Annotated in this window: 19 protein-coding genes; 12 read left to right on the top strand and 7 right to left on the bottom strand. The window is 60.5% G+C overall.

The genetic code is table 11. The features are described 5' to 3' along the window. Nucleotides 1–103 precede the first annotated feature (103 nt). Both rpmB and rpmG read left to right on the top strand, forming a co-directional pair. The gene (rpmB, locus tag AB7933_RS00095; RefSeq protein WP_003176907.1) at nt 104–337 is read left to right on the top strand and encodes a 50S ribosomal protein L28; all 234 of its coding nucleotides are present in this window, start codon (nt 104–106) and stop codon (nt 335–337) included. An 11-nt stretch (nt 338–348) separates the two neighbouring features. Beyond that, nucleotides 349–504, top strand: a complete 156-nt coding sequence (rpmG, locus tag AB7933_RS00090) for a 50S ribosomal protein L33 (protein ID WP_003176906.1) — start codon at nt 349–351, stop codon at nt 502–504. 71 nt (nt 505–575) lie between these two features. On the opposite strand, the gene AB7933_RS00085 is transcribed toward rpmG, so the two are convergent. Next, the gene (locus AB7933_RS00085; RefSeq protein WP_024078091.1) at nt 576–938 is read right to left on the bottom strand and encodes a cupin domain-containing protein; all 363 of its coding nucleotides are present in this window, start codon (nt 936–938) and stop codon (nt 576–578) included. Nucleotides 939–1,168: 230 nt separating this feature from the next. Between AB7933_RS00085 and AB7933_RS00080 the strand changes: the two genes are divergently transcribed. Continuing rightward, entirely contained in the window at nt 1,169–2,662 is a 1,494-nt protein-coding gene (locus AB7933_RS00080; protein WP_024078090.1) for an aldehyde dehydrogenase, read from the top strand. Between the two features lie 159 nt (nt 2,663–2,821). Further along, a complete protein-coding gene (locus AB7933_RS00075) occupies nt 2,822–3,964 on the top strand; it encodes an MFS transporter (RefSeq protein ID WP_024078089.1) in 1,143 nt (380 codons plus the stop codon). Nucleotides 3,965–4,025: 61 nt separating this feature from the next. On the opposite strand, the gene AB7933_RS00070 is transcribed toward AB7933_RS00075, so the two are convergent. Next, a complete protein-coding gene (locus AB7933_RS00070; protein WP_024078088.1) occupies nt 4,026–5,594 on the bottom strand; it encodes a phospholipase D family protein in 1,569 nt (522 codons plus the stop codon). A 62-nt stretch (nt 5,595–5,656) separates the two neighbouring features. Next, nucleotides 5,657–7,081: a PLP-dependent aminotransferase family protein gene (locus AB7933_RS00065; protein WP_024078087.1), complete on the bottom strand. Its 1,425-nt coding sequence runs from the start codon at nt 7,079–7,081 to the stop codon at nt 5,657–5,659. A gap of 165 nt (nt 7,082–7,246) precedes the next feature. On the opposite strand from AB7933_RS00065, the gene AB7933_RS00060 reads away from it, so the two are divergent. Then, nucleotides 7,247–7,471, top strand: a complete 225-nt coding sequence (locus tag AB7933_RS00060; RefSeq protein WP_024078086.1) for a DUF1127 domain-containing protein — start codon at nt 7,247–7,249, stop codon at nt 7,469–7,471. On the opposite strand, the gene AB7933_RS00055 is transcribed toward AB7933_RS00060, so the two are convergent. Further along, nucleotides 7,472–8,764 carry an NAD(P)/FAD-dependent oxidoreductase gene (locus AB7933_RS00055; protein WP_041161053.1) on the bottom strand — a complete coding sequence of 431 codons (1,293 nt, stop codon included), beginning with the start codon at nt 8,762–8,764 and terminating at the stop codon, nt 7,472–7,474. A 115-nt stretch (nt 8,765–8,879) separates the two neighbouring features. Here AB7933_RS00055 and AB7933_RS00050 point away from each other — a divergent pair, with 115 nt between their 5' ends. Next, nucleotides 8,880–9,233, top strand: coding sequence for a YkgJ family cysteine cluster protein (locus AB7933_RS00050; RefSeq protein ID WP_017135860.1), 354 nt, complete (start codon nt 8,880–8,882; stop codon nt 9,231–9,233). A 60-nt stretch (nt 9,234–9,293) separates the two neighbouring features. On the opposite strand, the gene AB7933_RS00045 is transcribed toward AB7933_RS00050, so the two are convergent. Further along, a complete protein-coding gene (locus tag AB7933_RS00045) occupies nt 9,294–9,782 on the bottom strand; it encodes an Lrp/AsnC ligand binding domain-containing protein (RefSeq protein WP_003176896.1) in 489 nt (162 codons plus the stop codon). Nucleotides 9,783–9,937: 155 nt separating this feature from the next. Between AB7933_RS00045 and dadA the strand changes: the two genes are divergently transcribed. The 6 genes from dadA (at nt 9,938) to AB7933_RS00015 (ending at nt 16,078) form a co-directional block, all read left to right on the top strand. Next, complete coding sequence (dadA, locus tag AB7933_RS00040; protein WP_024078084.1) at nt 9,938–11,239, top strand: D-amino acid dehydrogenase; 1,302 nt, start codon at nt 9,938–9,940, stop codon at nt 11,237–11,239. Continuing rightward, nucleotides 11,211–11,564: a RidA family protein gene (locus tag AB7933_RS00035; RefSeq protein WP_024078083.1), complete on the top strand. Its 354-nt coding sequence runs from the start codon at nt 11,211–11,213 to the stop codon at nt 11,562–11,564. Before dadA ends, AB7933_RS00035 begins: the two co-directional genes overlap by 29 nt. 80 nt (nt 11,565–11,644) lie before the next feature. Further along, nucleotides 11,645–12,718 carry an alanine racemase gene (gene alr / locus AB7933_RS00030; RefSeq protein ID WP_024078082.1) on the top strand — a complete coding sequence of 358 codons (1,074 nt, stop codon included), beginning with the start codon at nt 11,645–11,647 and terminating at the stop codon, nt 12,716–12,718. 116 nt (nt 12,719–12,834) lie between these two features. Further along, nucleotides 12,835–13,383, top strand: a complete 549-nt coding sequence (locus AB7933_RS00025) for a cupin domain-containing protein (RefSeq protein ID WP_003176893.1) — start codon at nt 12,835–12,837, stop codon at nt 13,381–13,383. A gap of 170 nt (nt 13,384–13,553) precedes the next feature. After that, nucleotides 13,554–14,018 carry a c-type cytochrome gene (locus AB7933_RS00020; protein ID WP_172831364.1) on the top strand — a complete coding sequence of 155 codons (465 nt, stop codon included), beginning with the start codon at nt 13,554–13,556 and terminating at the stop codon, nt 14,016–14,018. Nucleotides 14,019–14,155: 137 nt separating this feature from the next. Then, nucleotides 14,156–16,078, top strand: coding sequence for an acetyl-CoA hydrolase/transferase C-terminal domain-containing protein (locus AB7933_RS00015; RefSeq protein WP_024078080.1), 1,923 nt, complete (start codon nt 14,156–14,158; stop codon nt 16,076–16,078). Between the two features lie 212 nt (nt 16,079–16,290). On the opposite strand, the gene AB7933_RS00010 is transcribed toward AB7933_RS00015, so the two are convergent. Next, a complete protein-coding gene (locus AB7933_RS00010) occupies nt 16,291–16,863 on the bottom strand; it encodes a xanthine phosphoribosyltransferase (RefSeq protein ID WP_024078079.1) in 573 nt (190 codons plus the stop codon). 58 nt (nt 16,864–16,921) lie between these two features. Then, nucleotides 16,922–18,931 carry a DNA helicase Rep gene (gene rep, locus AB7933_RS00005; RefSeq protein ID WP_024078078.1) on the bottom strand — a complete coding sequence of 670 codons (2,010 nt, stop codon included), beginning with the start codon at nt 18,929–18,931 and terminating at the stop codon, nt 16,922–16,924.

Raw genomic sequence — 18,931 nt, 5'->3', positions numbered from 1 at the left:
GCCGGTAAGACCCTAAAGAAACGCGGCGCCTGGCGCCAAATGACTGAGAGATTAAGCGGCCAACCCATGCCGGGTTGGGCATGTGGTTTTAGAGGGCTGAGGCATGTCGAGAGTCTGTCAAGTTACCGGTAAGGGTCCGGTGACTGGGAATAACATTTCCCACGCAAATAACAAAACCCGTCGTCGTTTCCTGCCGAACCTGCAGCATCACCGCTTCTGGGTTGAAGAAGAGAAACGTTTTGTTCGCCTGCGTGTATCTGCCAAAGGCATGCGTATCATCGACAAGCGTGGCATCACTGTCGTGCTGGCCGAAATCCGCGCCGCTGGCAAGATCTAAGGAGCTCTATCATGCGTGAATTGATTCGAATGATCTCTAGCGCCGGTACTGGTCACTTCTACACTACCGACAAGAACAAGCGTACTACCCCGGACAAGCTCGAAAAGAAAATGTTCGACCCGCGCGTTCGCAAGCACGTGATCTACAAAGAAGGCAAAATCAAGTAATTGGTTTTCTTCCTTGTGAAAAAAAGCCCGTATCTCACGATGCGGGCTTTTTTTTGCCTGGCGTTTGTTGATCAGGCCTTCTGCTCGAACACCACGTAGATCTTGCGGCACGGTTCCAGCACTTCCCAGGTACCACTGAAGCCGGCGGGGATCACGAAGCGGTCGCCGGCGCGCAAGGTCTTGGCGTTACCGTCGCCGTCGCGCAGTACCGAAACCCCCTGCACAATTTCGCAGTATTCATGCTCGGTATAGTTGACCTTCCACTGCCCGACTTCTCCTTCCCAAACCCCGGCGCTCATCTGGCCGCATGGGCTGTTGTAGTGGTTGTAGATCGTTTGTTCGGGGTCGCCCTTGAGGATTTTCTCGGCGGCAGGGCGGTAGCGGTCGGGCGCCGTGTTGGCCTGGCTGAAGTCGACGATGTCCTGGATGCTCATGTGCGTGTCCCGTCTGGCCTGCGGTTGGAGAGCCCAAAGTCTATGTTTATTAAAATGAACATCGCAAGGGCGTTTACCGCCGTTATGTCAAATATATTGAAACATCCCCAGCCGCTGGTTTAGGGTGGCAGCTGCCTTGAGCCGAACAGCAGGCTGGCCGGGCAAGAATTCTTTGAGGCTGCCGGGGGACATCACCTGGCCCTTGTATTCAATAAGAGGAGGACACTCGCATGACCACCCTGACCCGTGCCGACTGGGAACAACGCGCCAAGGACCTGAAGATCGAAGGCCGCGCCTATATCAATGGCGAATACACTGCCGCCGCTTCCGGTGACACCTTCGAATGCATCAGCCCGGTCGATGGCCGCCTGCTCGCCACCGTTGCCAGTTGCGATGCCGCCGACGCCCAGCGCGCCGTGGAAAATGCCCGTGCTACCTTCAATTCCGGCGCCTGGTCGCGCCTGGCACCGGCCAAGCGCAAGGCCGTCATGATCCGTTTCGCCGCGTTGCTCAAGGCCAATGCCGAAGAGCTGGCGCTGCTTGAAACCCTGGATATGGGCAAGCCGATCAGCGACTCCCTGAACATTGACGTGCCAGGCGCAGCCAATGCCCTGAGCTGGAGCGGTGAGGCGATCGACAAGATCTATGACGAAGTCGCCGCCACCCCTCACGATCAGTTGGGCCTGGTAACCCGTGAACCGGTTGGTGTCGTCGGCGCCATCGTGCCGTGGAACTTCCCGCTGATGATGGCCTGCTGGAAGCTGGGGCCGGCGCTGTCCACCGGTAACTCGGTCATCCTCAAGCCCTCCGAAAAATCCCCGCTGACTGCCATCCGCATTGCGGCCCTGGCCGTTGAGGCCGGCATTCCAAAAGGCGTGTTCAACGTGCTGCCGGGCTATGGCCATACCGTGGGTAACGCGCTGGCGCTGCACATGGATGTCGACACCCTGGTGTTCACCGGCTCGACCAAGATCGCCAAACAGCTGTTGATCCGCTCCGGCGAATCGAACATGAAACGCGTATGGCTGGAGGCGGGCGGCAAGAGCCCGAACATCGTGTTCGCCGATGCCCCGGATCTGCAAGCCGCGGCCGAATCCGCCGCGGGTGCCATTGCCTTTAACCAAGGCGAAGTCTGCACTGCCGGTTCACGCCTGCTGGTGGAGCGCTCCATCAAGGATAAATTCCTGCCGCTGGTGATCGCCGCGCTGAAGGGCTGGAAGCCAGGCAACCCGCTGGACCCGGCCACTAACGTCGGCGCGTTGGTGGACACTCAACAGATGAACACCGTGCTGTCCTACATCGAAGCCGGCCATGCCGACGGTGCAAAGCTGGTGGCAGGCGGTAAGCGTACCCTCGAAGAAACCGGTGGCACCTACGTCGAACCTACGATTTTCGATGGTGTGACCAACGCCATGAGGATCGCCCAGGAAGAAATCTTTGGCCCGGTCCTGTCGGTCATTACCTTCGACAGCGCTGAAGAAGCCATCGCCATCGCCAACGATACCCAATATGGGCTGGCGGCGGCGGTATGGACGGCCGATATCTCCAAGGCGCACCTGACCGCCAAGGCCCTGCGTGCCGGCAGCGTGTGGGTCAACCAGTACGATGGCGGTGACATGACCGCGCCATTCGGGGGGTTCAAGCAGTCGGGTAACGGTCGCGACAAGTCGTTGCATGCGTTCGACAAGTACACCGAGCTGAAGGCGACCTGGATCAAGCTGTAAGCAGCGCCGCTGAACCCCTGTAGGAGCGAGATTGCTCGCGAAAAACGTCAACGATAACGCGTGCTGTCTGGTAACACGCGGTGTCCTTGAGTTCTTCGCGAGCAAGCTCGCTCCTACAGTTCGTTTGCAACCCTGAAAAGTATCCACAGGAGCGTGGAAATGCGTTGGGCGACTTATTTCGCCGTCCTGGCCTCGGTACTCAGTGTCGGCCTGGCGCTGGGCGTGAGCATGCCACTGGTATCCCTGCGCCTTGAGGGCTGGGGCTACGGCAGTTTCGCCATCGGCGTGATGGCCGCGATGCCGGCCTTTGGTGTGCTGCTGGGTGCCAAGGTCTCCAGCCGCCTGGCCTCTTGGCTGGGCACTGCCAACCTGATGCGTCTGTGCCTATGGGCCGGTGCCGTGTCCATCGGTTTGCTGGCGATCCTGCCCAGTTACCCGGTGTGGCTGGTGCTGCGGCTGATGATCGGGGTGATCCTGACCATCGTGTTTATCCTGGGTGAAAGCTGGATCAACCAATTGGTAGTGGAGCAGTGGCGCGGCCGGCTGGTGGCGCTGTACGGCTGCAGCTATGCCTTGAGCCAGCTGTCAGGGCCACTGCTGCTGGGTGTGATCGGCACTGATCATGACTACGGTCTCTGGATGGGTGCGGGGCTGCTGATGGTCGCGCCGCTGTTGCTGCTGGGGCGTTCCGGCGCGCCGACTGCCGATTCGTTCAGTGTGACCCTTGGCGACCTGTGGCGCTTCTGCCTGACACTGCCGGCGATTGCCTGGGCGGTGGCGTTATTCGCTGCGTTCGAAGCGATGATTCTGACACTGTTGCCGGTGTATTGCCTGCAGCAGGGCTTCACCGCCGAGATAGCCTTGGCGATGGTCAGCGCCGTGGTGGTGGGTGATGCGCTGCTGCAGTTGCCCATCGGTGCCTTGGCCGATTACTTGCCGCGGCGCACGCTGTTCTTGAGTTGTGCGCTGCTGTTGCTGGCGTCGAGCCTGGCGATTCCGTTGTTGATGCAGACGGTGTTGATCTGGCCGGTGTGGGTGCTGTTCGGCGCCAGTGCCGGAGGGTTGTTCACCTTGTCGCTGATTCTGATTGGCGAGCGCTACCGTGACGATGCGCTGGTGCGCGCCAATGCCCATATCGCGCAGCTGTGGGGGATCGGCTGCTTGATCGGGCCGTTGGTGGCGGGTGCAGGCAGCCAGTGGATCAGCGGGCATGCCCTGCCTTGGCTGATGGCGGCCGGGGCGCTGGGGCTGGTGGTGCTGTTGTTGCGCCAGGGCGCATTTGGTGCTGCGCAGCCCGCTTGATCTGGAAGCAATCAACTGTGAGAGGGGGCTTGCCTCCTCCCACATTGGATCTTCGCTGTTCTTAGAGCATGCGTTCCAGGCCGACCGAGTTGGCGAACCACGCATTGAACCGGCGCCACCAACTGCCCGGCTCGCGGGTCAAGGTGTGTAACTGACCGTTATCCTCGGTCACCCACACCACTTGGCCATTCTGCAATTTCGCCTCATAACTCAAGGCGGGTGCCATGCCTTGCAGTGCCAGGTTGCGTACGTGTTCCGCCAATTCGGGGCTGTCGACCAATACGCCCACTTCGGTGTTCCACAACACTGAGCGCGGGTCGAAGTTGAATGAGCCGATAAACGACTTCGTCCGATCAAAGATCATCGCTTTGCTGTGCAGGCTGGAGTCCGAGCCCTTGAACGTGCCGCGGCGAAACAGGTGTGGGCCGCTGCCTGCGCCAGGGGCACCCGGTTGGCGGCGCAATTCGTAGAGTTTCACCCCATGTTCCAGCAGCGCCTTGCGATACGGCTCGTAGCCGCCATGCACAGCGGGTACGTCGGTGGCTTCAAGGGAGTTGGTCAGCAGGCTGACCGACACGCCGGCGTCGGCGCGACCGGTGAGGTACACCAGCCCAGGTTGCCCAGGCACGAAGTACGCCGAGATCATGATCAGCTCGTGGTTGACGCCTTCCAGCTCCGGCGACAGTTGGGTAGTCAGCAGGAGTCGAGGATCCGGATCATTCTTGGCCAGCACCTTGCTCGGCGCGTCCCACAACGCCTGGTTCCAGGCCCAGATCAACTCGCGGCGCCAGATGTCCATGCGCGGTTTGGTCTTGTAGGTGCGCAGGCGGTTGTACAGGGCGTGGTTCTGCTGGCGGGATTGGGCCAGGGATTCCTCCAGGAGAAGCCGTGCAGTCGCCAGGTCACCTTTGGATGGCAGGTTGGAGATGAACTCATTAATGGGTTTGCTCAGGGCGCTGTTCCAGTACTGGTCGAAGCTGTGGCCCAGCTGCTCGGCCACCGGGCCCACACTGAGCATGTCGATATCGGTGAAGTTGAGGTTGGGTTCGGCGTCGAAATACTCGTCCCCGAGGTTACGCCCACCGACGATGGCCACGCTGTTGTCCGCCACCCACAGTTTGTTGTGCATGCGCCGGTGTTGCAGCGACAGGTTGAACAGCCGCCCCATGGTCCGTGTTACGCCGGTGCTGCGCCCCAGATGCAGAGGGTTGAACAGGCGAATCTCGATCTGGGGATGAGCGGCGAGGGTGGCGATGATCTGGTCGAGGCCATCGCTGGTGGTGTCGTCCAGCAGGATGCGAACCCGCACACCACGATCAGCGGCCTTGAGCAGTTCATCCACCAGCATGCGCGTGCTGATGCCGTCGTGGACGATGTAGTACTGCAGGTCGAGGCTGGTCTGGGCATTACGGATCAGCTCGGCGCGGGCCATGAACGCTTCACTGCTGTTGGGCAGCAGGCGAAAGCCAGAGCGGCCTTGGTAGGGCGCGGCCTGGGCCTGGATCGAGCGGCCGAACGACGAATCCTTCGCTGGCAGGGCGTCGCTGGGGATGCGTGGCGCATTGACCGTGGCGCAACCGCCCAGGGCCAGGGCTCCCAGCAGGAAAAACGGTAAAAGCCGTCGAATCATCAAGGGAGTCGCTTCCAGATCAGGGCGGTTGTCGGCATATGACGGCAATTTCCCAAGAAAGGTCAGTCGGCCGCCTCGGCCAGCAGCTTGCTCGCGGCGGTGCCGACCTTGCGCACGGCTTCTTCAATCTGTGGCGTTGGCTTGGCAGCGTAGTTCATGCGTAGGCAATTTCTGTACTTGCCGGAAGCCGAAAAGATGCTGCCCACCGCCACCTGTACGCCTTGTTCCATCAGCACGCGGTTGAGCTTGAGGGTGTCGAAGCCCTCCGGCAGTTCTATCCACAGCATGAAACTGCCTTGCGGCCGGCTGGCGCGGGTGCCCGCCGGGAAGTATCGGCTGACCCAGTCGAGCATCAAGTCGCGATTACGCTGGTATTGCGTACGCATCCGCCGCAAATGCGGTTCGAAATGGCCGCCCTTGAGGAATTCGGCGATAGCGATCTGCGGCTGGGTGGCGGTGGAGCCGGTGCTGATGTATTTCATGTGCAGCACCCGCTCCAGATAGCGACCCGGCGCGACCCAGCCGATGCGCAGGCCTGGCGCCAGGGTTTTTGAGAACGAACTGCACAGCAGCACGCGGCCGTCCTCGTCGAAGGATTTGATGGTACGCGGACGCGGGTAGCTGTAGGCCAGTTCGCCGTACACATCGTCTTCGATGACTGCCACGTCAAAGCGCTGGGCCAGGGTCAGCAACGCTCGCTTGCGGGCCTCCGGCATGATGTAGCCCAGGGGGTTGTTGCAGTTGGGGGTCAGTTGGATGACCTTGATCGGCCACTGTTCCAGCGCCAGTTCCAGGGCTTCCAGGCTGATGCCGGTGAGCGGGTCCGTGGGGATTTCCAGCGCCTTCATGCCCAGGCCCTTGAGGGTCTGCATGGCACCGTGGAAGCTGGGTGAGTCCACCGCCACGATATCCCCGGGCTCGCAGATCGCACGGATGCTGGCGGACAACGCTTCATGGCAGCCGGTGGTGATCACGATGTCTTCGGCACTCAGTTGGCAGCCGGAATCCAATGACAGTCGGGCGATTTGCTCGCGTAATTCCATACAGCCGAGGATGTTGTCGTAATACAACCCCGGCAGATCCTGGCGCCGACTGACGCGAGCCAGGCTGCGCAGCAGGGGCTTGAGGGTGGGTGACAATACATCCGGCATGCCGCGACCCATCTGTATGACGTCTTTGCGCGGGATTGCGCGAATCAATTCCAGCACCTGATCCCACTGGGAGATTTCCACCGGGCGCTGGGCCGGGCGGCCGATCTCGGGCAGCGCCGGCAACTCCCGACCCACCGGTACAAAGTAGCCGGACTTGGGCTTGGGCATTGCCAGGCCATTGTCTTCCAGTAACCGATAGGCCTGCTGCACGGTGCTCAGGCTGACCCCGTGCTCGACGCTTAAGGCGCGTACGGACGGCAGTCGATCGCCGGGGCGATAGAAACCCTGTTCAATGCGCGTGCCCAGTAATTCGGCGAGGTTAACGTAAAGCGTCATGGCGGTCGCTCCGGGAGACCAGTACAGATAGGGGAAAAATACAGGATTCAGCCGCGCATGGGCAGTTTCTGTATGGATTTAATAAAGAAGGGTTGGATCTGTAATGGTTTTGCCTGCTCGCCCATTCTAGTCACTCATGGCAACAAGCAAATGAGGGGCAGCAAAATGAACGGCATGAGTGATGTGCGGCTGATGTTACACAGTCAGGAATTGCAGGCAGGGCAAGAGCGGGCGACGTCGCCGCGCGAGATCAGCCGCTGGAGTCTGTTCTGGCACCGCCGCCATACGCGCAAGGCCTTGCTGCACTTGACCCGCGAGCAGTTGCGTGACGTTGGGTTGACCCCAGAGCAAGCACGCCAGGAAGGCCTGAAGCCTTTCTGGCGTGATTGATCAGACCCATTCTTTAAGGCGGTGCCAGAGCATCCCCAGCGCCAACAGCGGCGAACGCAGGTGCTTGCCGCCGGGGAAGGTGATGTGCGGCACCTGTGCGAACAGATCGAAGCGGCCCTGCTGTTGGCCGCTGATGGCTTCGGCCAGCAGTTTGCCGGCCAGGTGTGTGGCGTTGAGGCCATGGCCAGCGTAGGCCTGGGCGTAATACACATTGGGTTGATCCGCCAACCGGCCTATCTGCGGCAGGCGGTTGGCGCCGATGCCGATCATGCCGCCCCATTGGTAGTCGATCTTCACGTCAGCCAGCTGTGGGAACACCTGCAACATCTTTGGCCGCATGTAGGCGCCGATGTCCTTGGGATCGCGTCCGGAATAATGGCAGGCCCCGCCGAACAGCAGGCGACGATCGGCAGACAGGCGGAAATAATCCACGGTCACCCGTTGGTCACACACCGCCATGTTCTGCGGCAACAAGTTGGCGGCTTGTACCGGGCTCAAGGGTTCGGTGGCGATGATGTAGCTGCCGGCGGGCAGCACCTTGCCGCTCAGTTGTGGGTTGAGGCCGTTCAGGTAGGCGTTGCAGGCCAGCACCAGGGTCTTGCTGCGTACGTTGCCCTGAGCGGTGTGCACGTTGACCTCGGGGCCATAGTCGATGCGCGTCACTTCGGACTGCTCGAACAGGCGCACGCCCAATTGCCCGGCGGCTGCCGCTTCACCCAGTGCCAGGTTCAGCGGGTGCAGATGGCCGGAGCCCATGTCGATCATGCCGCCCACGTAGCGGTCGGAGCCGATCACGCTGCCCATCTCACTGGCTTGCAACAGGCGCACTTCGTGGCGATAACCCAGGCTGCGCAGTTCTTCGGCGTCTTCGGCCAGGCCATGCAGGTCGCGGGGTTTGTTGGCCAGGTCGCAATAGCCCCAGGTCAGGTCGCAAGGGATCTGGTAGCGTTCGACGCGTTCACGCACGATCTCCACGGCCTCCAGGCCCATGAGTTTCATCTGGCGCACGCCGTCGTTACCAATCACGTTGGCGAACTGCTCCAGCCCGTGGCCGACACCGCGAATCAACTGGCCGCCATTACGCCCGCTGGCGCCCCAGGCGATCTTGCGGGCCTCCAGCAGCACCACGCTGAAGCCGCGCTCAGCCAACTCCAGGGCCGTATTGAGCCCGGAGAAACCGCCGCCGATCACGCACACATCAGCGCTCACCTCGCCGGTCAACATCGGGTAATCCGGTTGCGGCACGCTGCTGGCGGCGTAGTAGGAAGCGGTGTGCCGGGCGCTGGCAGTCATGGGGAACATCCCTGTTTGGAAAATTTGACGCAGGATACAGCGGTCGGACGAAGCTGTCTGCGCAGGGCGTTTTGCTTCAGAATCTACGTCTATTCGCCGTTCGGTACGTGTTTCGATGAGTTGCAACAGCCAGAAAATCAGTGCGCTGCGCCGACAGATTCCTTCGTTCGAGTGCGTTCCCGGTTGCCACGATTGCTGTGGGCCGGTGACTACATCGCCCGAGGAAATGTCCCGCCTGCCGCGCAAAACCGCGGCCGAGCAGGAAGCCGCCATGGACGAGCTGAACTGTGTGCACCTGGGGCCCAATGGCTGCACGGTGTATGACGAGCGGCCGTTGATCTGCAGGCTTTTCGGCACCACCAAGACCTTGCCTTGCCCCAATGGACGGCGGCCGGTGGAGCTGATTCACCCACGGGTGGAGAAGCAGATCCATGAATACATGGCGAGTACCCGGCAGGTGCTGGTCTGACGATGTACGCGGTCAAAATGTGGGAGGTGCTTGCTCCCACCGTTGACCCCGATGTGTCAGTCAGTCCGGAATTGGCAGGTTCAGGCTCTCTTTCACCTCTTCCATCACGATATAGCTCTTCGACTCCCGCACATGGGGCAGCTTGAGCAGGATATCGCCGAGCAATTTGCGGTACGACGCCATCTCGGAAATCCGCGCTTTCACCAGGTAGTCAAAGTCCCCCGACACCAGGTGGCATTCCAGCACATGGGGCAGTTTCAGCACGGCGCGGCGGAACTCTTCAAAGGTGTCGCCGGATTTGTAATCGAGGCTGATCTCGACAAATACCAGCAAACTTCCCTTCAAATGCTGGGGGTTGAGCCGTGCGTTGTAGCCCATGATGATCCCTTCGCGCTCCAGCCGCCGTACCCGCTCGGTGCACGGCGTGGTGGAGAGCCCGACCTTTTCCCCCAGCTCGGTGAACGAAATTCGCCCGTCGGTTTGCAGGATGCGCAGGATGTTGCGATCGATCTTGTCCAGCTCCCGCTTGGTCTGAGTGTTGGTACGCATAGGGGATACGCCTCTGTGAAAAGGGTTTTTGCCGAGAATTGTCGCCAAATATAGGCAGTTATATAGTGAAATGCACTGGCGATTGCTTTTTATACTGCGCACATCATTGCTCGAACAACACACGTCGGCGGTCAAGCCGCGATGAGGATATAAAAATGCGCGTTCTGGTCTTGGGTAGCGGCGTCATTGGTGTGACCAGTGCCTACTATTTGGCGCGGGCTGGCTTTGAAGTCGTCGTGGTCGACCGTCAGCCTGCCGCTGCCATGGAAACCAGTTTCGCCAACGCCGGCCAGGTGTCCCCAGGCTATGCCTCGCCATGGGCCGCGCCGGGTGTGCCCCTCAAGGCTATCAAGTGGCTGCTGCAACGCCACGCCCCGCTGGCGATCAAGGCCACGGCCGATATTGATCAATACTTGTGGATGGCGCAGATGCTGCGTAACTGCACCGCCAGCCGCTACGCGGTGAACAAGGAGCGCATGGTGCGCCTGTCCGAGTACAGCCGCGATTGCCTCGACGAACTGCGCGCCGAGACCGGCATCGCCTACGAAGGCCGCAGCCTCGGCACCACCCAGCTGTTCCGCACCCAGGCCCAGCTCGATGGCGCCGCCAAGGACATCGCCGTATTGAAAGAATCCGGGGTGCCGTTCGAGCTGCTCGACCGCGCCGGTATCGCCCGTGTTGAGCCAGCCTTGGCCAGTGTCACCGATATCCTCGCCGGTGCCCTGCGCCTGCCCAACGACCAGACCGGCGACTGCCAGATGTTCACCACCCGCCTGGCCGACATGTGCAGGCAACTGGGCGTGGAGTTCCGCTTCGAACAGGACATCCAGCGCCTCGACTACGCTGGCGACCGCATCAACGGTGTGTGGATCGACGGCAAGCTGGAAACCGCTGACCGCTACGTGCTGGCTCTTGGCAGCTACTCGCCGAAGTTGCTCAAGCCGTTGGGGATCAAGGCCCCGGTGTACCCGCTCAAGGGCTACTCGTTGACCGTGCCGATCACCAACCCGGCGATGGCCCCCACCTCGACCATTCTCGACGAAACCTACAAGGTCGCGATCACCCGTTTCGACAACCGCATTCGCGTGGGTGGCATGGCTGAAATTGCCGGTTTTGACCTGTCGCTTAACCCGCGTCGGCGTGAAACCCTGGAGATGATCGTCAACGACCTTTATCCTCAGGGCGGCGATTTGACTGAAGCCACTTTCTGGACCGGCCTGCGCCCGACCACACCCGACGGCACACCGATTGTCGGCGCCACCCCGTTCAAGAATCTGTTCCTCAATACCGGCCACGGCACCCTGGGTTGGACCATGGCCTGTGGCTCTGGCCGCTTGCTGGCTGACCTGATGGCGAAGAAAACCCCGCAGATCAGCGCCGAAGGCCTCGACATTTCCCGTTACGGCAACCACCAGGAGTCCGCAAAACATGTCAATCCAGCGCCAGCTCACCAATGAGCGCATGAGCCAGATCGTTGTCCACAGCGGTACCGTGTATCTGGCAGGCCAAGTCGGCGACGACATGAGCGCCGGGATTGAACAGCAGACCCGTGAAACCCTGGCCAATATCGAGCGCCTGCTGGACCTGGCGGGTACCGACAAGACCAAGTTGCTGTCGGTGACGATCTACCTGAAAGACATCGATGCCGACTTCGCCGGTATGAACGCGGTATGGGACAAGTGGTTGCCCAAAGGTGCTGCCCCGGCCCGTGCCACGGTTGAAGCGAAACTGTGCGAACCGGAAATCCTGGTAGAGCTGTCCGTCGTGGCCGCTTTGCCATAAACAACGATCCCTCTCCCGGTGCCGACGCGGTTAGTCGGCGCCGGTTTTTTCTCCACTCTGCCGCCTAGAAGCCTGCCGCCATGCGTCCAGCCCGTGCCCTGATCGACCTCCAAGCCCTGCGCCACAACTATCAATTGGCCCGTGAAGTCACGGGGGCCAAGGCCCTCGCCGTGATCAAGGCCGATGCCTACGGCCATGGTGCCGTGCGGGTGGCCCAGGCGTTGGAAGCCGAGGCCGACGGGTTTGCCGTGGCCTGCATCGAAGAAGCACTGGAACTGCGAGCTGCCGGCATTCGCGCGCCGGTGTTATTGCTGGAAGGTTTTTTCGAAGCCGATGAGCTGCCGCTGATCATCGAGCATGATTTCTGGTGCGTGGTGCATTCGCTGTGGCAACTGGAAGCTATCGAACAGGCCACCCTGAGCAAGCCGCTGACCGTCTGGCTCAAGCTGGACTCGGGTATGCATCGCGTGGGCCTGCACCCCAAGGATTACCCAGCGGCGTACCAGCGGCTGCTGGCCAGTGGCAAAGTCGCCAAGATTGTATTGATGAGCCATTTCGCTCGCGCCGATGAACTCGATTGTGTGCGCAGCAATGAACAGGTGGCCGTGTTTGAGGCGGCGCGCCAGGGCTTGTCAGCCGAGGTCAGCCTGCGTAATTCGCCTTCGGTGATGGGCTGGCCAAATGTATCCAGCGACTGGGTTCGGCCAGGCATCATGCTGTACGGTGCGACGCCGTTTGGCGAAGACCAGGCCATCGCCGCGCGTTTGCAGCCGGTGATGACCCTGGAGTCGAAAGTCATCTGCGTGCGTGAACTGCCGGCCGGCGAGCCGGTGGGCTACGGCGCCAAGTTCATCACGCCAAAACCGATGCGCATCGGCGTGGTCGCCATGGGGTACGCGGACGGCTACCCACGCCATGCGCCAACGGGCACGCCGGTGCTGGTGGCGGGGCAACGCAGCCAGTTGCTGGGGCGTGTGTCCATGGACATGCTATGCGTCGACCTCACCGATGTACCCCAGGCCGGCCTCGGTTCCACCGTGGAACTGTGGGGCAAGAATATTCTTGCCAGTGATGTTGCAGTCGCCGCCGAGACCATTCCCTACCAGATCTTCTGCAACCTTCGCCGTGTGCCAAGGCTCTATTCCGGGGCTTGATCGACCTCGACGAACGGAGCCGGCCAGGATTTAGGCCCAAGTGTTGTAAATACTGAACGCTGTCGCCATGATAACGCTCAATTACAACAAAGCCTGAATCCTAGGAGGCTCCCGCATTGGACGTCGGCGAACGACTGCAATCCATCCGTAAACTGAAGGGTCTTTCCCAGCGCGAGCTCGCCAAGCGCGCGGGTGTCACCAACAGCACCATTTCGATGATCGAAAAAAACAGTGTCAGCCCTTCCATCAGTTCCTTGCGCAAGGTGCTGGGCGGCATCCCTATGTCGATGGTCGAGTTTTTTTCTGAAGAGATCCTCCAGGAAATACCGACACAGATCGTCTATAAAGCCAATGAGCTGATCGACATCTCCGACGGTGCCGTCACCATGAAACTGGTGGGCCGGGCGCACCCGAGCCGGGCCATCGCATTTCTCAATGAAATCTACCCGCCAGGCGCCGACACCGGCGAAGAAATGCTCACCCACGAAGGCGAAGAAACCGGGATTCTGGTGGAAGGTCGACTGGAGTTGGTCGTCGGTCTTGAAACTTTTGTGCTCGAAGCCGGCGATAGCTACTACTTTGAAAGCACCAAGCCCCATCGTTTTCGCAATCCGTTCGACGTGCCGGCGCGACTAATCAGCGCAGCCACACCCGCGAACTTTTAACAACAGAGGCGCCCTGCCAGCGTTGCAGAGGTTCCCGCAGCCGTATTCCGCCAGGCTGAATCTCCCTTTATTTAATGGGGTTGTTTCAGCCAGGCGGGCTAACCGTTATACTTTCGCCGCCTGCGAAACCGTGGCCGCAGGCGTGAATAGCCACCATTGAGGGTGAACGCGTGAACCTAATTATGAAAATGCTGGCTGCACCAGCAACCGTACTGGCCCTATGGGCTGTCAGCGCTCAAGCTGCGACCAATGATGACATTGCCAAGCGCCTGGAGCCTGTAGGCCAGGTTTGCGTCCAGGGGCAGGAATGCAAGGGGATGGAGGTGGCTGTGGCTGCTGGTGGCGGGGGCGCCGCTAAAACGCCTGATGATGTGATCGCCAAACACTGCAACGCATGCCACGGCACCGGCCTGCTGAATGCTCCGAAGATCGGTGATACCGCTGCCTGGAAAGAGCGGGTAGGTCATCTGGATACTGTATTGGCGGAACTCAAGATCGAGGACCCGCAGAAAGGCACCAAGGGGTTGGCCCAGGTCGCCAAGCATGGCTTGAACGCCATGCCTCCGATGGGGACGTGTGCTGATTGCAGCCTCGAAGACCTTGAAGGTGCGATCAAGAAGATGTCCGGTCTGTAATCAGCCGATCTTCGTCAAAAATGCCGCTTACGAGCGGCTTTTTTGTGCCCGTAATGTGTGTTTCGAGGCTGTTCTTTGCAGCAAAGACCCTGCAAGCTCGGTCAAACCCCTAATAACGGAATGTTCAGGAGGGTCGGATGGTGCAGTTGTGTTCAATCGAGCAAGCAGTTGACGACGTACTGGCACGCTTGCCGGCGCATATCCACATGGGCATGCCCTTGGGGCTGGGCAAGCCGAACCTGTTCGCCAATGCGCTGTACCGGCGTATCGCCAAGCTGCCGGAGCGGGCGCTGACGATCTACACCGCGCTGAGCCTGGGCCGTCCGGCCTTGGGCGATGGCTTGCAGAAGCGCTTTCTCGAACCCTTTATCGAGCGGGTGTTTGGCGATTACCCCGAGCTGGATTTTCTCGCCGACCTGCACAAGGACAGTCTGCCGGCGAATATCCACGTGCAGCAGTTTTTCATGCAGCCTGGCAGCTTGCTCCACAGCACCTCGGCGCAGCAGGATTACGTGAGCAGCAACTACAGCCATGCCGCACGCGACATCAATGCCGCCGGCCTCAACCTGGTGGCGCAGTTGGTGGCCAGCAGCGCCGAACACCCCGATCGCCTGAGCCTGAGCTGCAACCCCGACATCACCCTCGACCTGTTGCCGATGATCGCCAAGCGTCGCGCCGCAGGGGAAACCATTCTGGTGGTTGGCCAGGTCCACAGCGATTTGCCCTACATGCCTGGCGATGCCGAGCTGGGCATGGACGAATTCGACTACCTGCTCGATGAAAAGGACAGCACCACCTTATTCTCCACGCCGAACATGCCCGTGGGGTTCCAGGATCACTTTATCGGCCTGCACGCCAGCACCCTGGTGCGTGATGGGGGAACCTTGCAGATCGGCATCGGCTCGATGGGCGATGCGCTGACGGCCGCGCTATTGGCGCGCCAGGCCGACAATGAAGCCTATCGCTTGCTGCTGACGGACCTGGATGTGTACCAGTGGGCGCCACTGATCAGTCGTGAGGGGGGTGTCGATCCCTTCGCCCGCGGTCTTTACGGCTGTAGCGAAATGTTCGTCAACGGTCTGCTGGTGCTGGCGGATGCGGGAATTGTGCGACGCAAGGTCTACCCCGATGTGGCAACCCAGGCACAAGCTAATGCCGGGCTCCTTGACGACGCGGCACAACCCGACGGTGTCTCAATCCACGGCGGCTTCTTCCTCGGGCCGCGCAGTTTTTACCAGCGCTTGCAGGAGATGACCTACGCCAAGCGCCAGGCATTCAACATGACCCGCATCAGCTACATCAACGAGCTGTACGGGCAGGAAGAGCTCAAGCGTTTACAGCGCCTGGATGCGCGGTTTATCAACAGCGCGATTGCGGTGACATTGCTCGGTGCCGGGGTTGCCGACCAACTGGAAGGTGGTCACGTGCTCAGCGGCGTGGGCGGGCAGTACAACTTTGTTGCCCAGGGCCATGCGCTGGAAGGCGCGCGATCGATCCTGATCCTGCGCAGTTGGCGCGAGGCGGGGGGCGAGGTCAGTTCCAATATTGTCTGGGAGTACGGCCATTGCACCATCCCACGGCACCTGCGGGATATCGTCATCACTGAATACGGCATTGCCGACCTGCGTGGGCAGACCGATGCCAAGGTGATCGAGGCGTTGCTCAACATTACCGACTCACGCTTCCAGGCCGACTTGATCGAGCAGGCGCAAAAGGCCGGCAAGTTGCCCAAGGATTTCCAACTGGACCCACGCTTCAGCGACAACACGCCGGAGCGGCTCCAAGGTATCCAGGCGCGGCATCGCCGACTGTTTCCGGAATATCCGCTGGGTACTGATTTCACCGATGAGGAGCGGGATCTGTTGCGCGCGTTGAACTGGCTCAAGAGCAAATTCAAACTGACGGAGATTCTGGAGTTGGGCAAGGCGGCGCCGGATGCACCGGAGCCGGAGGCGTTTCCTGAACATCTGGTGCGGATGCGGTTGGATAAGCCGGAGGGTTTGAAGGAGGACCTCTACCAGCGTTTGTTGCTTGCCGGCCTCCAGGCTACCGCGCATTAATTGTCAGTCGGTTAAGGTTTTTTTGTAGGAGCGAGCTTGCTCGCGAAAAACGTCAACGATAACGCGTGTGTCCTGAAGGAACGCGGCGCCTGTGAGTTTTTCGCGAGCAAGCTCGCTCCTACAGAAGGCGATGTTGGCTTAACTGACGGGCATTGGGGTTTACCCCCTCCCACATTTTGATCGTGCTCACCTGGCATTTGCTGTGTAGCAAATTACTCGATGAAGGTAACGACGCCACCTTCCAGCGACTGCACACGCGCCAGCGATTCAACCCGATAACCCTGCGCATCCAGCTCCGCCCGACCGCCTTGGAACGACTTCTCGATCACAATCCCCAAGCCCGCAACGGTCGCGCCGGCCTGCTTGATGATCGAGATCAGGGCCTGGGAGGCCTTACCGTTGGCCAGGAAGTCATCGATGATCAGCACGCGGTCACTGCTGGTCAGGTGGCGTGGTGAGATCGCCACGGTGCTTTCTACTTTTTTGGTGAAGGAATACACCGTTGCCGACAGCAGGTTTTCGGTGAGGGTCAGGGATTGCTGCTTACGGGCGAAAATCACCGGCACGCCGAGGTTCAGGCCGGTCATGATCGCTGGGGCAATCCCTGATGCTTCGATGGTGACGATCTTGGTGATGCCCGAGTCCTTGAACAACGCGGCGAACTCATCGCCGATCAGCTTCATCAGCGCGGGGTCGATCTGGTGGTTCAGAAAGGCGTCGACCTTGAGTACCTGATCGGAAAGCACGATGCCTTCTTCGCGAATTTTCTTGTGCAGTGCTTCCACGGAAAGCTTCCTCTAATGGCGCGTTGTGCGCCGAAAGTAGATTGAAAAGTAGTCGATTCTAGCGCTTTAACATCGCGCGTATATCCGCCAGGGCGGTGTTGCCGCGAACGGCCTTCACCTCGGTCGGGGTGTCGTCATTGCCTTCCCAGGCCAGGTCGTCCGGCGGCAGTTCATCCAGGAACCGGCTGGGGGCACAATCGATGATTTCGCCGTATTGCTTGCGCTTGGCGGCAAAGGTGAAGGCCAGGGTCTGACGCGCGCGCGTAATGCCCACGTAGGCCAGGCGTCGTTCTTCCTCGATGGTGTCGGCTTCGATGCTGGAGCGATGGGGGAGGATTTCCTCTTCCATGCCCATGATGAACACGTAGGGGAATTCCAGGCCCTTGGATGCATGCAAGGTCATCATCTGTACCCCTTCGGCGCCGTCTTCCTCTTCCTGCTGGCGTTCGAGCATGTCGCGCAGCACCAGCTTGCCGATGGCGTCTTCGACGGTCATTTCGCCGTCTTCGTCTTTTTCCAGGGTGTTCTTCAGCGCTTCGATCAGGAACCAGACGTTGCCCATGCGGTAATCCGCGGCCTTGTCGCTGGAGCTGTTGGTGCGCAGCCAGTTTTCATAGTCGATGTCCATGACCATGCTGCGCAGGGCGCTGATCGGGTCTTCGCCGGCGCACTGTTCGCGCACTTTGTCCATGAAGCGCTTGAAGCGCGACAGGCGATCGGTGAAGCGCGTGTCCAGGTGTTCGCCCAGGCCGATTTCGTCGGTGGCGGCGTACATCGAGATCTTGCGTTCGGTGGCGTAGTTGCCGAGCTTTTCCAGGGTGGTGGAACCAATCTCGCGGCGCGGCACGTTGATGACGCGCAGGAAAGCGTTGTCGTCGTCCGGGTTCACGATCAGGCGGAAGTAGGCCATCAGGTCCTTGACTTCCTGGCGTCCGAAAAAGCTGTTACCGCCCGACAGGCGATACGGCACCTGGTGGTGCTGCAACTTCAGTTCGATCAGCTTGGCCTGGTAGTTGCCGCGATAGAGGATCGCGAAGTCGCTGTAGGGCCGGTCGGTGCGCAGGTGCAGGCTGAGGATCTCCACGGCCACGCGCTCGGCTTCGGCGTCCTCGTTGCGGCAGCGGATCACGCGGATCTCGTCGCCGTGGCCCATCTCGCTCCACAGTTGTTTTTCAAACTCGTGGGGGTTGTTGGAGATCAGCACGTTGGCGCAACGCAGGATTCGGCTGGTGGAGCGATAGTTCTGCTCCAGCATCACCACTTTCAGGGACGGGTAGTCGTCCTTGAGCAGCATCAGGTTTTCCGGGCGGGCACCGCGCCAGGCGTAGATCGACTGGTCGTCGTCGCCGACCACGGTGAACTGGTTGCGCGTGCCGATCAGCAACTTCACCAGCAGGTACTGGCTGGCGTTGGTGTCCTGGTATTCGTCCACCAGCAGGTAGCGCACCTTGTTCTGCCACTTTTCGAGGATGTCGGCGTGTTCCTGGAACAGCTTGACCGGCAACAGGATCAGGTCGTCGAAGTCCACGGCGTTGAACGCCTTGAGCGTGCGCTGGTAGTGGGTGTAGACGATGGCGGCAGTCTGCTCCTTGGGGTTGCGCGCGTTTTCCAGGGCTTCGGCGGGCAGGATCAGGTCGTTTTTCCAGGCGCCGATCATGTTCTTGATCTCGTCGACGCCGTCGTCGCCCGCGTATTCCTTCTGCATGATGTCGGTCATCAGGGCTTTGACGTCGGTCTCGTCAAAGATCGAAAAGCCCGGTTTGTAGCCCAGCCGCACATGCTCCTTGCGGATGATGTTCAGGCCCAGGTTGTGGAAGGTGCACACGGTGAGGCCACGGCCTTCGCCACCCTTGAGCAGGGTGCCGACACGCTCTTTCATTTCCCGCGCCGCCTTGTTGGTAAAGGTCATGGCGACGATGTACTGGGCGCGGATGCCGCACTGCTGGATCAGGTGCGCGATCTTGCGGGTGATCACGCTGGTCTTGCCGGAGCCTGCACCGGCGAGCACCAATAGAGGGCCGCCGACGTAGTTCACGGCTTCTTGCTGCCGGGGATTGAGTCGGGACAT

Origin of the sequence: Pseudomonas gorinensis, from assembly GCF_042015035.1 — a bacterium.
GTDB lineage: Bacteria > Pseudomonadota > Gammaproteobacteria > Pseudomonadales > Pseudomonadaceae > Aquipseudomonas > Aquipseudomonas gorinensis.
This window is presented reverse-complemented; position numbering and strand designations above follow the sequence as displayed.